This window comes from Parabacteroides hominis (genome assembly GCF_014287585.1).
Lineage (GTDB): Bacteria > Bacteroidota > Bacteroidia > Bacteroidales > Tannerellaceae > Parabacteroides > Parabacteroides hominis.
Window position 1 is genome coordinate 1 of sequence record NZ_JACOOJ010000110.1, and the last position, 618, is coordinate 618.

1 pseudogene is annotated in these 618 nt (G+C 45.5%); it reads left to right on the forward strand.

Annotated features, from left to right (window positions below):
• Positions 1–618 (forward strand): annotated as a pseudogene (locus tag H8S65_RS20870) (hypothetical protein); the annotation flags it as partial.

A 618-nucleotide genomic window follows, 5' to 3' on the forward strand; every position in this document is an offset into this window, starting at 1 on the left:
CACGTACGCATCCAGGCAATCAACGGCGACTATGCTACTGTTAACGGCGCTAACCAGGGTATCGCTGTTCGCGAAGGTGATTTGAAGGCTGATGCTTATAGCAACTTAGACTTTATCTTCTGGTTGGATACCGCTCATTATGACAATGCTGCTCCTTACACTTACTACATCACGAAGGGTGTTAAGGCCACTGAAGAAGTTGCTGCAAGCCGTCTGTATATGTGGAACTCTGTAGACTCTGCTGCTGCAAAGGATGCAAACAAAGAACTTCCGTACATCTATGGTACAGGTGCAAACCGCGTTATGTTCCGCACAGCTTCTATCATGGCTCAGGATACATTGTTAGTTCCCGCTTTGGATGCTGCTGCCAAGATCGACACTGTTTCTGTTGCTAAAGGTACTTCAAAAGACGGTTTGAAACACGAAGTTAAAGGAGGTGTTAAGAACTTCCAGTTCAGCTTCGAATTTGCAAGCAAGGACGCTGAAGGCGAATACAACATCGTATGCCAGAATGCAAATGGAAAGAACTACGTTCACAACATCAACGGTGTATTGGCAATGGGTCCGAAAGAAGATGCAGTTGTCGTAAACGTTCTTGAAGTTTCTGCAGACGATGTA